Genomic DNA, 12056 nt, shown 5'->3' on the forward strand with positions numbered 1-12056 from the left:
AAGGAAGGTGGCGCGAGTGACGGGGCTCGAACCCGCGACCTCCGGCGTGACAGGCCGGCACTCTAACCAACTGAGCTACACCCGCGCAGGGTGGCATCTTTCGTGATCCCAAAAGATCACCAGACGATGCTGTCTGGAACACCATACCCACCTTCCGGTCAAGGAAAGTGGCGCGAGTGACGGGGCTCGAACCCGCGACCTCCGGCGTGACAGGCCGGCACTCTAACCAACTGAGCTACACCCGCGTTTGGTGTGGAAGCGCCGTCTATGAGCGTGATGCGATGCTGTCAACCGTCCGCAACATCAGTTTCATCTTTATCGTCATTTTCTTTGCGCCGCGATACGGTCAACGTGCCCTGTTCGAACAGAAAACCGGCAATATCCGGGGTTCCCGCCGCGCCGACCACGGTCTGGATGATGATGAGCAACGGCACCCCCAGCAAAGCGCCGGGCGTGCCCCACACCCATCCCCAAAAGGCCAGCGAGACGAGAATCAGCAGCGGGTTCATCGTCAGCCGCCGTCCCAGCAGCATCGGCGTGATGACATTGGCCTCCACCAGATGGAAACCGACCTGCAACGCAGCGGGCAGCAGGGCGACATAGACGTCGTCGAATACCATCAACCCGCCCAGCCCCAGCAGCACGGCCGCCAGCATCGGCCCGAAATAGGGAATGAAGTTCAGCAGCGCGACGATGCCGCCCCACATCAGCGGCGACGGCATGCCGATCAGCCACAGCGCCAGTGCGACGGAAAGGCCAAGGCAGCAATTGATGGTGGCGATGGTGATGACATAGGCCGACGTCGCGTCGACCACATTCTGGATCACCCGCGCCACCGCCATGGCGCCGTCGAAACTGCCGCGCGAATTGATCGTGCGCCGCCGCAGCCGGGTCCAGCCCGCAAGGAAGAAATAGATGATGAGGAGCGCGAATACCATCTGAATGATGGCTGCCGGGGCCGATGTCGCCGCAAATTGCAGCAGCGACCGGGGCGCCTCCACCGCGGCGGTCTGCGCCGCGGCGACCGGGCCGGTTGCCAGCATCTGCACCGTTTCGTCCACGAAACGCTGGAGATTGGCGTAGAAATCGATGACCGGGGCCAGGTTCGCCTGAATTTGTGGCAGGCGCTGGGGCAATATGCGGAACCAGTCGGTCGCGGGCACCACGATCAGCACCAGCGCCGTGTTGGCGACCAGCAGAAAACCGACCACGGCCATCAGTGCGGCCATGCCCGAAGGCAGGCCGCGCCGTTCCATCCATTCCAGCAACGGCACCAGCGCGATGGCGATGACCAGAGCGGCGGTCAAAGGCAGGAAGAATTCCGCGCCCGCGCGCAGGGCAAAGGGCAATGCCAGAATGAGGCCGATTCCCGACGTCAGTGCAATCGACGCCAGCAATCGGTCGCGTCGCCGATTGATCTCCTTCTGCTCGGTCGGTGTCACGCCTTGATCGATTCCCTGTCTGTTCACCCTGATGTGCGCCGCCTGTCCCGACCCGTCAATTTACAATGGGGGATATAGCGCAGAGGACGACGAAAATGCGTGATTAACCAAATATTTGCTCAGCGGGTTTAAGGCCGCCTGCGGGGATATGAGAACGGGGAAGAGAATGACGCGCAGCCTTGCGCTCCTGCTCGCGATGGCGGCAGGCGTGATGACGGCCACCAACGTCGCCGCACAGCCATCGCTGAAAACCGGCACGCAGATGTTCGTGGAGCGGGTGTCGACCGATCTGAATGGCCGGTCGCGGCGGACATTGGCGAATGCGGACCGGATCGCGCCGGGCGACGCGCTGATCGTCATCGTCCACTGGCGTAACGAAGGTGCCCTGCCCGTGCGCGACCATGTCGTCACGCGCGCGGTTCCGCGCGGAATCCTGCCCGACCTCAGCGATCCCGCGATGCAGGTATCGATCGACGGCGGCAGTCATTGGGGCCGCATCGAACAATTATGGTTGCCGACGCCCTTGGGCGGCGTGCGCCGCGCGGTTGCCGAAGATGTGACCCATATACGCTGGCAATTGCCCGACATGGTGGCGCCGGGTCGCGCGGGTCGTGTCAGCTATCGCGCCATCATGCGATAAGCGGGTGCGGGCGACACCTGAGCGTCGCCCGTTTATCGCGTCAGTCCACGAACAGGAAAGCAGGCGCTTCCAACAGCTTGCGAACTGCCTGTACGAAGCTGGCGGCGTCCCAGCCATCCACCACACGATGGTCGCAACTGATCGACAGGTTCATCAGCTTCGCTGCGACGACGTCTTTCCCCTTAAAGACCGGCCGCTCGATCACGCGATTGGGTCCGATGATCGCGACTTCGGGCCGGTTGATCACCGGTGTGGTGGCGATGCCCCCCAGCGGCCCCAGCGATGTCAACGTCAGGGTGGAGCCGGACAATTCCTCCGACTTTGCCTTGCCCGTGCGCGCAGCGTCGGCGAGGCGACGGATTTCGTTCGCCAGTTGCCACACATTGCGGTCCTGCGCATCGCGGATCACCGGCACCATCAACCCGGCGTCGGTCTGCGTCGCCATGCCCAGATGCACCGATCCATGCCGCGTGACCACGCCTGCTTCATCGTCATAGCGGGCGTTCAGCATCGGGAAATCCGGCAGCGCCTTGCACAAAGCGACGATCAGCAGCGGCAGCATGGTGAGTTTGGGCCGGTCGCCGCGATGCGCGTTCAGCTGCTCTCTCAATGCCTCCAGCGCGGTGACGTCGATTTCCTCGACATAGGTGAAATGCGGGATATGGCGTTTGGATGCGGCCATGTTTTCCGCGATCCGGCGGCGCATGCCGATGACCCGGACCTGATCGTCCGGACGACGGGCGGACTGGACCGCGGGACGATAGCCCTGCCCCTGACCGTAAAGCAGATAGGCGTCGAGGTCCGCATGGCGGATGCGGTCGGCGCTGGTCTTTACCTGCGACAGGTCGATGCCCAGCTCCTTTGCGCGGGCGCGGACGGCGGGGGACGCCAGGATGGGTGGAGCGCTCTCCGTCGGTTCGACCTCTCCACCGTTGTTCGGGCCGGGCTTGTCGAAGCCCCTCGCTTCCTCCTTGTCCTGCGCCAGGGACGATAAGGATGGCGCTTCGACAGGCTCAGCGCGAACGGGTTGGGAGGGTTGCTCATCGATCGCCGCTTCGCCGGGCACTTCGGCGTCGCGCGCTTCATTCGAAGGCGGAGCAGCCGCCGAGGCATCACCCTCCACCTCAATCTCCACGAGCATCGACCCGATGGAAATCTGGTCGCCCGGTTCGCCCGCCAGCCGCACGATGGTGCCCGCAACGGGACTTTCCATTTCGACCGTTGCCTTGTCGGTCATCATGTCGGCTATCGGCTGGTCTTCCTCGACCCGGTCACCGACCTTGACGTGCCAGCCGACCACTTCGGCCTGCGCGATGCCTTCACCAATGTCCGGCAGTTTGAACGTGAAAAGAGCCATTACATCCTCCCCCGTTCGTGCATGGGCGAAAATATGATCTGGCAGATGTCGTGCGACGCACGAACGGAACAGGGAGGTGTAACGACCATTGCCCTTCAGTCCTTCATGATCTTGTTGATGGCTTCGCGGATACGCACGGGACCGGGGAAATAGGCCCATTCCAGACTGTGCGGATATGGCGTGTCGAAGCCGGTGACGCGCCCGATCGGCGCTTCGAGATGGTAGAAGCAGCGTTCCTGCACCTGCGCCAGCAATTCCGCGCCGAAACCGCTGGTCCGGGTCGCTTCATGCACGATCAGGCAACGGCCGGTTTTCTTCACCGATGCCTCGATCGTGTCGATGTCCAGCGGGACCAGACTGCGCAGATCGACGATTTCCGCGTCCACGCCATGGGCAGCGACGGTATTTTCCACCACATGCACCATCGTGCCGTAGCACAGGATGGTCAGCGCTTCCCCTGCCCGCGCGATCCGCGCCTTGCCCAGCGGGATGCGGTAATAGCCGGTCGGCACCTGCGCGTCGGCATGCCCGGCCCAGCTTTTGGCGGGCGTGTCATAATGGCCGTCGAACGGGCCGTTATAGATGCGCTTGGGTTCGAAGAAGATCGTCGGATCATTATCTTCTATCGCCGCGATCAGCAGCCCCTTGGCATCATAGGGGGTCGAAGGAATAACCGTCTTGATCCCCGAACAATGGGTGAAGATGCCTTCGGGCGACTGGCTGTGCGTCTGGCCGCCGAAAATACCCCCGCCAAAGGGGGATCGTACCGTCATCGGCGCGATGAACTCCCCCGCCGAACGATAGCGCAGCCGCGCCGCTTCGCTCACCAGCTGGTCGAGCGCGGGATAGATATAGTCCGCGACCTGGATTTCCGGCACGGGGCGCAGGCCATAGGCGACCATGCCCACCGCCACGCCGATGATCCCGCATTCGGTGATCGGCGTGTCGAACACCCGGTTCTTGCCATATTTCTGTTGCAGGCCCGCCGTGGCGCGGAAGACCCCGCCGAAAAAGCCGACATCTTCGCCCATGACGACAACCGTCGGGTCGCGATCCATCATCACATCCATGGCGCTGTTGATCGCCTGGATCATGTTCATCTGGCTGATGTCGGCGGAAGTTTGCGGCATCATGACGTCACTTGCAATTTTTGCTTCGGTCGCTTCACTCACAGCCCCGCCGCCTTCCATTCGTCCAGCATCTGCTGTTGTTGTTCCTTGAGATGCCAGGGCATGTCCTCAAACACATCCTCGAACATCGACTCCATCGGATGGTGCAGGCCATGGCCAAGGATGCCGTTCTTTTCAGCCTGACGCGCGGCATCGCGGACCATTTCGGCCAGTTCCCTGTCCATCGCGGCGTGGCGATCCTCATCCCAGATGCCAAGGCCGATGCAATGCGCCTTCAACCGCGCGATCGGATCGCCCAGCGGCCACAGGCTGCTTTCCTCGGCAGAGCGATAGGCGCTGGGATCATCGGAGGTGCTGTGCCCTTCGACCCGATAGGTGAAATGTTCGATCAGCGTCGGTCCGCCATTGGCCCGCGCCCGGTCGGCGGCCCAGCGCGTTGCGGCGTAGACGGCCAGTACGTCATTACCGTCCACCCGCAAACCCGCAATGCCATAGCCCACCGCGCGTGCGGCGAAGGTGGTCGCCTCTGCTCCCGCAAAACCTGAAAAACTGCTGATAGCCCACTGATTATTTACGACATTCATGATGACCGGCGCGCGATAGACGCTGGCAAAGGTGCAGGCCGAATGAAAATCGCCTTCCGCCGTCGATCCCTCACCGCACCATGTCGCGGCAATCCGGGTGTCGCCCCGCGCCGCGCTGGCCATCGCCCAGCCGACAGCCTGCGGATATTGGGTGGTAAGGTTGCCGGAGATCGAAAAGAAGCCGGCTTCCCGCGCCGAATACATGATCGGCAACTGGCGGCCCTTCAACCGGTCGCCGGTGTTGGAATAAATCTGGTTCATCATATCGACCAGCGGCCAGTCGCGGGCCAGAAGAATGCCCTGCTGGCGATAGCTGGGGAAACACATGTCGTCCCGCGACAGGGCCAGCGCCGCGCCAATCGATACGGCCTCTTCCCCGGTCGATTTCATATAAAAGCTGGTCTTGCCCTGACGCTGGGCGCGGAACATGCGCGCGTCGAACGCACGGGTCAGCGCCATATAGCGCAGCATCCTGAGCAAGGTTTCGGACGGCAGTTTCGGGTTCCACGCCCCCACCGCCGCGCCATCATCATCCAGCACGCGGACCAGGCCATAGGCCATGTCGCGCATGTCGGCGGGCTGCGCCGCCTCATCCGGGCGGGGGGCAGCGCCCGCCGCTGGAATATCGAAATGGGTAAAATCGGCGCTCTCGCCCGGCCGCGCTGGCGGTTCGGGTACGTGGAGACGCAGGGGGGGTAGATTACGCCCAGCCTGCCCTTCAGCGCCGCCTGATCCGTTCGGATCGCTCATCCTGCCTCCTATGGTGCATTGCAATATTATTGCTTGACGCAGATATTATATTACAACGCCGCAAAGGGCAAGCCTTGCTGACCCATCTTCCCGCTTTATCTGTCCAACTCGTCGTCTCTTTTCACACGGCGACGGGTGCGGAAATATGGGCCTGCGGCGCGTAATCGGTCACTTCGAAATCTTCGATGCGATAATCGAAAATCGTCGAAGGCTTACGATTGATCCGCAATTTCGGCGAACCGGACGGAATTCGGGCCATTTGTTCTTCCACCAGCGGCGCGTGGTTCAGATAAAGGTGCACGTCGCCACCCTGCCAAACGACGTGCCCCGGTTCCAGATCGCATTGCTGCGCCAGCATGCGCGTCAGCATCGACAGGCCGAAGATGTTGAAAGCAAAGCCAAGGCCAAGGTCGCAACTCCGTTGAAACAGCAACCCGTTCAGCCTCCCGTCCGACACCTGAAACTGATAGGTCATGTGGCAGGGCGGCAGCGCCATCTGCGATACTTCAGCCACATTCCAGCCGGTGAAAAGCAGGCGGCGCGACCCCGGTGTCGTGCGAATCGCCTGCACCAGTTCGGCGATCTGATTATGCCCCTGCTTCGCCCGGCGGAACAGGCCGTCACCCACAGGTTCATAACGGGGCCAGTTGACCCATTGCGCACCATAAACCGGGCCAAGGTCACCCCATTGGCGGGCGAAGCCTTCGTCCGCGATGATTCGCGCTTCGAACGTATCGCGATCGATGTCTTCACCCGTCGCCCGGCGATAGCTATCGAGCGGCCAGTCGGTCCAGATATGCACATTCTGCCGCACCAGTTCGCGAATATTGGTGTCGCCCGTGAGGAACCACAGCATTTCCCGCGCCGCGACCTTCCAATATACCCGCTTGGTGGTCAGCAGCGGGATCGCATCTTCCGCCAGCGAAAATCGCATTGTCGCGCCCAATATGGAGCGCGTTCCTACGCCCGTCCGGTCGATCCGTTCGTCACCATGGGTCCAGATATGCCGCATCAGATCCAGATATTGCTGCTCATAATGGGAAACGGATGGAGAAGCGGTCTGGGTCAAGGCATCGTCCTGCGCATGCGATTCTGAATGACCCGGCTGTAGCCCAGCACCGGGTCCGCGCCAATCTTGCCGTCAAAATGGACCCGTCTTTCGCTCTCTTGCACCATAATGGAGCGACTTGCGCTGGTTCGCCTTCACATGTGCGCCATCATCCGGCACATGGTGGAAAGCGACATATTGTTGATCGCGATGCTGGACGATGAATGGCGCCCGCGCGGCATCATGCCGCTGAAACGGGACTGGCAAGGTGCGTTCGCCCAGCTATTATATACAGATGCGGCTTGGCTGGCGCTGATCCAGCAGCGCCCTGTCGGATCATCCCCCTCGCCCCGACCGGACGATATCATGCTGACCCGCATGCTGGCGCGGCGACTGAAACCGCTGGACCTGAAACTCGCCGACCATGTCATCCATGCCGGAAAAGCGCGCTTCAGCTTTCGCGATGCGGGGCTTTTGTGATGATTTTAAAAAAAGCGTCATTGCCCGCTTGCCAGCCCGGAAAGCCACCTCTATAGGCGCACTCCTGCCTTACGGGGCCGCCCAGAAAGCGGCTTCGGCATCGGTCGGGGAATAGCTCAGCCTGGTAGAGCACTGTCTTCGGGAGGCAGGGGCCGGAGGTTCGAATCCTCTTTCCCCGACCAACTTTCCGCTTCATGCGGATGAGTTTCCGGTTGAAAAACAGGGTCGAACATTCTTTGGAATGTCGGCCCTTTTTCATATCTATTGCGGGATCACGATCACAGCCCGGCACCCAGCGGAATTTCATCTCCACTGACGGCCACATCCTGCCCTCTCCCCTTCGACGATGCATAATCCGAAACATGCGTTGCGGTTTCGCGAGCCGTCCGCATCCGCCGATCCGGCGATGCCTTCCCCCCCGCGAAATAGGGCATGGGATCGACCGCCCGTCCCCCGACCCAATATTCGAAGTGCAAATGCGGGCCGGTGGAGCGTCCCGTCGATCCCACATGACCGATGATCGATTCGGCATCGACCCTGTCCCCCGCCCGCACATTGATGCCCGACAGATGCGCATAGCGTGTCCTGTCCCCATCGGGATGCGCGATTTCCACCATCAGCCCGTAACCCCCGGCCAATCCGGCCCGTTGCACCACGCCCCCGGCCGCAGCCAGAACCGGCGTCCCGCTGGGCGCGGGCACATCGATACCGCGATGGAAATGCGGACGCCCGTCGATCGGATCGTGCCGAAGACCATAGGAAGCGGACAGGGGTCGTATCAGCGCACCGCCCCATGACGGCGAAGCCGCGATGCCCGACAGGCAGAGAAGAACGCGAAAGACAGGGTTCATATTGCCCGGACGTCGCCGCGCGGGCAGTTCCGCCTCGAAATATTCGGGACATATCCGGTCACGCCGAACGCCTCCCGTCTCGGCTGCCTGTCCTTGCCATGCATCAGGGCGCCTCCATCCACATTGTTATAAATGTGCAAAGAAATTTGCCTGCCCCCGGACGGAATGCCCGATCCTGTGCCGTCTCGACCTGCACAAGGCACGACGCGGTGCCGGACATATCGGGGATACTGAGATGAACAATAGCGAAAACCTCATGCTCGACATGCTGAAGAAGGGACGCGACCATTATGGCGTCGTCGCGGTCAAGGCTGAGTTCGAAGCGGAAGGCACGCGGCCCGACGAATTGCTGCGCCTGCTGGACATGGCGCGCCGTGCCGATCTGAAGGTCGCGCTCAAAATCGGTGGATGCGAAGCGATTTCGGATCTGCTGGCTTCGCGCCTTTACGGCATCGATTATATTATCGCGCCGATGGTCGAAACGCCCTATGCCCTTTCCAAATTCGCCGATGCGCGCGACAAGGTCTATGGCAAGGGGCCGAGCAGCACGCAGTTCCTGTTCAACCTGGAAACGCAGGCGACGCTGGAATCGCTGGAAGACATGCTGCCGATCGCGCGTGAACGGCTGGACGGCATCGTGTTCGGCCGGGTCGATTTCACCCTGTCGCGTGGCATGCCGCGCGGCGCGATCAATGCGCCGGAAATCACCACGGCGGTGCTTCAGGTCGCCGACGTTTGCGCCCGCAATGACCTTGACCTCGTCGTTGGCGGATCGGTCGCGGTCGAAGCCGCACCGGCACTGCGTTCTTTCCGTCAGGTTCGGCTGGACCGGTTCGAAACGCGCAAGGTGATATTCGATGGTGCCGCCGCCGAATCGCCGGATTTCGAAGACGGCATCGCCAATGCGATGGCATTTGAACTGGCATGGCTGGAAAACAAGCAGGCCTATTATCAGACGATCGGCGCGGAAGACCAGGCCCGCATCAAGATGATGCGCGACCGCGTCGCCACCGCCAATGCCGGCACGATCAAGTCCGTCGCTGCCTGACAGTCCATGCCCTTGTCCCAGTCCCTGAATCATCGGGTCGGCACGCTGATGCGCAGCGTGGCGGCAGAGATCGTCACGCCCCGTTTCCGTACCCTTGCCGCGCATGAAATTGCCGACAAGGGCGCGGGCGAAATCGTCACCTGTGCCGACCATGAGGCCGAAGCCGCGCTACGCGACGGCCTCGACCGGCTAAACATCGGCGCGCGCATCGTCGGGGAAGAGGCCTGTTCGGCCGATCCGGCATTGCTGGACGATGTGGGCGAAGGGCTGGTGTGGCTGATCGATCCGCTGGACGGCACCGCCAATTTCGCGGCGGGCCGCCAGCCTTTCGGCATCATGATCGCACTGGTGGAAAATGGCGTGCCGCTGGCAGGCTGGATCTACGATCCGGTCAGCGGCCGGATGTGCGCCGCGGAACGGGGCAAGGGCGCGACCGTGAACGGCACGCCGGTCCATGCCCAATCGACCGGAGCGATGCGACCGGTGGCGGCATTGGGCACGCAGTTCCTGCCGTCCCATCGCCGCGCCATCATCCATGAAGCGGCGACCGAGCATTTCACGCTGGAAACCATCCCGCGCTGCGCCGCCGAAAGCTATGCCCGGCTGGTGCTGGGGCGTAACGACGCCGCCCTTTTCCAGCGCATTCTGCCATGGGATCATGCCGCAGGCATCTTGTTCCTGACCGAAGCAGGCGGCCATGTCAGCCATTGGGACGGTACGCCCTATCGGGTCGGATCGCCGTCCCCCGGTGTCCTGCTCGCTGCGTCCGTCAAAACGCATGCGCGGATCCTGAAACACCTCTCCCCCCTTCTTCTCGACAGCCTTGTCGTACCGGAACTCCTGACCGCATGATTCTACCCCGTTCCTTGCTGCTCACCGGCGCGGCGCTGGCGTCCTTCGGCCTGCCGCATCTGGCGCAGGCGCAATTGTCGTCCCCGCTTGGCGGATCGGGCCAAAGCGCGGACGGCACCCCCGCCGCCAGAGCAAAGACCGATGTTTCCATTCCATCGGCCGCGGCTCCTGCACCGTTCCAGCCTGCGGTCATTCAGGGCGCACGCGCGGATGCATCTGCGCCGGATGGCCCGCCGCCAAACGCGCCAAAACGCGCGAAAACCGAAATGGCCGCACCGAACGAATTTGAAGCCTATGTGTCCGACGTCGTCGGAAAACCGCTGCGTCGGTTCGGATCGGAACTGCTGCTGCCGGAATCGCGAGATTTCACCGCGCCGTCTTCAGCAGCGGTCCCCGACGATTATCGCCTAAATCCCGGCGATCAGCTTCGGCTCGACCTGTCGGGCAGCGTTCAGGCGAACGATGTTCTGCTCACGATCGACAGCGAAGGCCGGATTTTCGTACCGAAGGTCGGCGCCATCACCGTCGGCGGCCAGCGATATGGCGATGTGCATGACGTCATCGCACGGCAGGTGTCGCGCCAATATCGCAATTTCGACCTGCAAATTTCGATCGCGCGTCTGAAAGGCCTGACCGTCTATGTCACCGGCTTTGCCGAGCGACCGGGCGCATATACAGTCAACAGCCTGTCGACGCTGGTAAATGCCGTACTGGCCGCAGGCGGCCCCGGCGCGGGCGGCAGCTTCCGGTCGATCCAGTTGCGCCGGGGCGGAAAACTGGTGTCGGATTTCGACCTCTACGACCTGCTGTTGCGCGGGGACAAGGGCGGGGACGCGGCGCTGCAAAATGGCGACGTCATCCATATCGCGCCGACGGGAACGCTGGTCGCCCTGATCGGCAGCGTCAATCGGGAAGCGATTTACGAAGTCGGGCCGAACGAAACGGTCGACGATGCGCTGCGCTATGCCGGTGGCGCGTCCTCCGTCGCGGATGCATCGCGCCTGATGCTGTTCGATTCGCTGGGGCACCGCGAAATCGGCTGGCAGGAGCTGAAGCCCGCCGATGCGCGCAGCCGTATCGCACAGCGCGGCGACATCATCCGCGTCCTGTCCGACATCGGCATCGCCCGCCCGCTGGGGCAGCAGCCGGTGCTGGTGACGATCAGCGGCGAAGTCACGAAACCCGGCCGCTATTATGTGCAGCCGGGTACCCGCCTGTCGGATGTCGTGTCGCAGGCAGGCGGCCTCACCACCGACGCCTTCCCCTATGCCAGCGTCATCACCCGCCAGAGCGTGAAGGCGCAGCAGAAGGAAAGTTTCGACCGCGCCGTCAAGGATATGGAATTGTTGCTGAGCACGCAGCCGCTGGTGTCGGTCAACCGCGCCCAGCTGGCGACGCCGGGCAATCAGGCGCTGATCCAGTCCGTTGTGCAGAAGATGCAGGATCGCGAACCGACCGGGCGTCTGGTGTTCAACCTGCCCGTCACCGCGACCCAATTGCCCGCCGACCTGATCGTCGAAAATAATGATGCGGTGTTCGTGCCCACCCGGCCGGTCACCGTCGGCGTGTTCGGCGCGGTGCCGACGCCAGCATCCTTCGCCTATGATGACGGCAAGACCATCGGCGATTTCGTGAAGACAGCGGGCGGCATCCAGAAGCTGGGCGACAAGAAGGAAATCTTCGTCGTGCGCGCCAATGGCACGGTTCTGGCCGATGGCGGCTCCACATTGCGGGCAAAGGCGTTGCCCGGCGATCTGGTCTTCGTTCCCGTCGATGCCGATCGTGGCGAATTCTGGGCGCGACTGCGCGATATTACGTCCAGCCTGTTCGGTGGCTTTATCGGGGCAGCGTCCGTCGCCGCCGTGGTGAACTGA

The 12056-nt window shown here is 62.5% G+C and carries 11 protein-coding genes and 3 tRNA genes; 6 read left to right on the forward strand and 8 right to left on the reverse strand.

The window, feature by feature from the left end; all coding sequences use genetic code 11:
- Positions 1-8 precede the first annotated feature (8 nt).
- The 3 genes from ACOJSJ_RS18410 to ACOJSJ_RS18420 form a co-directional block, all read right to left on the reverse strand.
- Positions 9-85: transfer RNA gene (locus ACOJSJ_RS18410), tRNA-Asp, on the reverse strand.
- Positions 86-168: 83 nt separating this feature from the next.
- Positions 169-245: transfer RNA gene (locus tag ACOJSJ_RS18415), tRNA-Asp, on the reverse strand.
- Between the two features lie 42 nt (positions 246-287).
- The gene (locus ACOJSJ_RS18420) at positions 288-1442 is read right to left on the reverse strand and encodes an AI-2E family transporter (protein ID WP_420146409.1); all 1155 of its coding nucleotides are present in this window, start codon (positions 1440-1442) and stop codon (positions 288-290) included.
- Positions 1443-1608: 166 nt separating this feature from the next.
- On the opposite strand from ACOJSJ_RS18420, the gene ACOJSJ_RS18425 reads away from it, so the two are divergent.
- The gene (locus ACOJSJ_RS18425) at positions 1609-2082 is read left to right on the forward strand and encodes a hypothetical protein (RefSeq protein WP_420146410.1); all 474 of its coding nucleotides are present in this window, start codon (positions 1609-1611) and stop codon (positions 2080-2082) included.
- 40 nt (positions 2083-2122) lie between these two features.
- Here ACOJSJ_RS18425 and ACOJSJ_RS18430 read toward each other — a convergent pair whose 3' ends face one another.
- The 4 genes from ACOJSJ_RS18430 to thyA all read right to left on the reverse strand — a co-directional run bounded on the left by ACOJSJ_RS18430 (position 2123) and on the right by thyA (position 6972).
- Positions 2123-3439, reverse strand: coding sequence for a dihydrolipoamide acetyltransferase family protein (locus ACOJSJ_RS18430; protein ID WP_420146411.1), 1317 nt, complete (start codon positions 3437-3439; stop codon positions 2123-2125).
- A 95-nt stretch (positions 3440-3534) separates the two neighbouring features.
- Complete coding sequence (locus tag ACOJSJ_RS18435) at positions 3535-4539, reverse strand: alpha-ketoacid dehydrogenase subunit beta (protein WP_420146450.1); 1005 nt, start codon at positions 4537-4539, stop codon at positions 3535-3537.
- A 68-nt stretch (positions 4540-4607) separates the two neighbouring features.
- Positions 4608-5903, reverse strand: a complete 1296-nt coding sequence (locus ACOJSJ_RS18440) for a 3-methyl-2-oxobutanoate dehydrogenase (2-methylpropanoyl-transferring) subunit alpha (RefSeq protein ID WP_420146412.1) — start codon at positions 5901-5903, stop codon at positions 4608-4610.
- A gap of 121 nt (positions 5904-6024) precedes the next feature.
- A complete protein-coding gene (gene thyA, locus ACOJSJ_RS18445; RefSeq protein ID WP_420146413.1) occupies positions 6025-6972 on the reverse strand; it encodes a thymidylate synthase in 948 nt (315 codons plus the stop codon).
- A 138-nt stretch (positions 6973-7110) separates the two neighbouring features.
- Between thyA and ACOJSJ_RS18450 the strand changes: the two genes are divergently transcribed.
- Entirely contained in the window at positions 7111-7431 is a 321-nt protein-coding gene (locus ACOJSJ_RS18450) for a JAB domain-containing protein (protein ID WP_420146414.1), read from the forward strand.
- A gap of 105 nt (positions 7432-7536) precedes the next feature.
- Positions 7537-7613, forward strand: a tRNA-Pro gene (locus ACOJSJ_RS18455).
- Positions 7614-7709: 96 nt separating this feature from the next.
- On the opposite strand, the gene ACOJSJ_RS18460 is transcribed toward ACOJSJ_RS18455, so the two are convergent.
- Positions 7710-8282 (reverse strand): M23 family metallopeptidase, encoded by a 573-nt coding sequence (locus ACOJSJ_RS18460; protein WP_420146415.1) that lies wholly within the window; start codon positions 8280-8282, stop codon positions 7710-7712.
- Positions 8283-8517: 235 nt separating this feature from the next.
- On the opposite strand from ACOJSJ_RS18460, the gene ACOJSJ_RS18465 reads away from it, so the two are divergent.
- The 3 genes from ACOJSJ_RS18465 to ACOJSJ_RS18475 are packed head-to-tail and all read left to right on the forward strand — an operon-like array spanning position 8518 to position 12056.
- Positions 8518-9330: an aldolase/citrate lyase family protein gene (locus ACOJSJ_RS18465; RefSeq protein ID WP_420146416.1), complete on the forward strand. Its 813-nt coding sequence runs from the start codon at positions 8518-8520 to the stop codon at positions 9328-9330.
- A gap of 6 nt (positions 9331-9336) precedes the next feature.
- Complete coding sequence (locus ACOJSJ_RS18470) at positions 9337-10182, forward strand: inositol monophosphatase family protein (RefSeq protein ID WP_420146417.1); 846 nt, start codon at positions 9337-9339, stop codon at positions 10180-10182.
- On the forward strand, positions 10179-12056 hold the full coding sequence (locus ACOJSJ_RS18475; protein WP_420146418.1) for an SLBB domain-containing protein: 1878 nt from the start codon (positions 10179-10181) through the stop codon (positions 12054-12056). Before ACOJSJ_RS18470 ends, ACOJSJ_RS18475 begins: the two co-directional genes overlap by 4 nt.

This window comes from Sphingobium sp., from assembly GCF_048594625.1.
Lineage (GTDB): Bacteria > Pseudomonadota > Alphaproteobacteria > Sphingomonadales > Sphingomonadaceae > Sphingobium.

What these genes read in the sequence shown, in the direction of transcription:
- ACOJSJ_RS18430 (WP_420146411.1), bottom strand. Translation starts at nt 3,439, where the DNA reads ATGGCTCTTTTCACGTTCAAACTGCCGGACATTGGTGAAGGCATCGCG.
- ACOJSJ_RS18475 (WP_420146418.1), top strand. Translation starts at nt 10,179, where the DNA reads ATGATTCTACCCCGTTCCTTGCTGCTCACCGGCGCGGCGCTGGCGTCC.
- ACOJSJ_RS18440 (WP_420146412.1), bottom strand. Translation starts at nt 5,903, where the DNA reads ATGAGCGATCCGAACGGATCAGGCGGCGCTGAAGGGCAGGCTGGGCGT.
- ACOJSJ_RS18465 (WP_420146416.1), top strand. Translation starts at nt 8,518, where the DNA reads ATGAACAATAGCGAAAACCTCATGCTCGACATGCTGAAGAAGGGACGC.
- ACOJSJ_RS18460 (WP_420146415.1), bottom strand. Translation starts at nt 8,282, where the DNA reads ATGAACCCTGTCTTTCGCGTTCTTCTCTGCCTGTCGGGCATCGCGGCT.
- ACOJSJ_RS18435 (WP_420146450.1), bottom strand. Translation starts at nt 4,539, where the DNA reads ATGAACATGATCCAGGCGATCAACAGCGCCATGGATGTGATGATGGAT.
- ACOJSJ_RS18470 (WP_420146417.1), top strand. Translation starts at nt 9,337, where the DNA reads ATGCCCTTGTCCCAGTCCCTGAATCATCGGGTCGGCACGCTGATGCGC.
- ACOJSJ_RS18450 (WP_420146414.1), top strand. Translation starts at nt 7,111, where the DNA reads ATGTGCGCCATCATCCGGCACATGGTGGAAAGCGACATATTGTTGATC.
- ACOJSJ_RS18425 (WP_420146410.1), top strand. Translation starts at nt 1,609, where the DNA reads ATGACGCGCAGCCTTGCGCTCCTGCTCGCGATGGCGGCAGGCGTGATG.